At 53.3% G+C, this 488-nt stretch carries 1 pseudogene; it reads right to left on the bottom strand.

Going from position 1 to position 488, the window contains the following annotated elements:
- Nucleotides 1-302 (bottom strand): annotated as a pseudogene (locus HMPREF2975_RS07590) (restriction endonuclease); the annotation flags it as partial.
- Nucleotides 303-488: the final 186 nt, after the last annotated feature.

Here is a 488-nt window from a genome sequence, read left to right as displayed (position 1 = left end):
GAATCCGACGGCACCAGCCACACCACAGCCTGTTTCCGCGTCGGCGGCAAAGCCTCAAATATCGGCTTCACCGACGCACAAGCCAAGAACGTCTTCCCACCACCAGTTGGAACCTTGTAACACACGTGCGGAACACCATCGATCACATTCTGGTAGCCCGGCATCTGCGGGGTGCCAACCTCAATCTGGCGAGACTCCCAAAACATCTTAAAAGCATCGCTCAGCGTAGGCTGCTCGTTAAGCTGCGTGAGGTAATCCTCTAGATCGGCGATCACCCGGTTTTGATACTTCTTCAACTCCATAACCAACACTCCTTAGAGACGGGTGATATCCCGAGGGATCTTCTTGAACGTGATATTCAGAGAGCGCAGCTCCTCATCCGACAACAAACACGTGTCGGCATAAATCACATACGAACTAGCCGCACACTCAGGAGGGATCGAAGCCAGATAGTCACGATCCAAAACCGTTGCCCGATCCGGCTCATA

Origin of the sequence: Actinomyces sp. HMSC065F12, from assembly GCF_001814535.1 — a bacterium.
In the GTDB taxonomy this organism is placed as follows: Bacteria; Actinomycetota; Actinomycetes; order Actinomycetales; family Actinomycetaceae; genus Pauljensenia; species Pauljensenia radingae_A.
The sequence above is the reverse complement of the archived record's forward strand: the minus strand, read 5'-3'. Positions and strand labels throughout refer to the sequence as shown.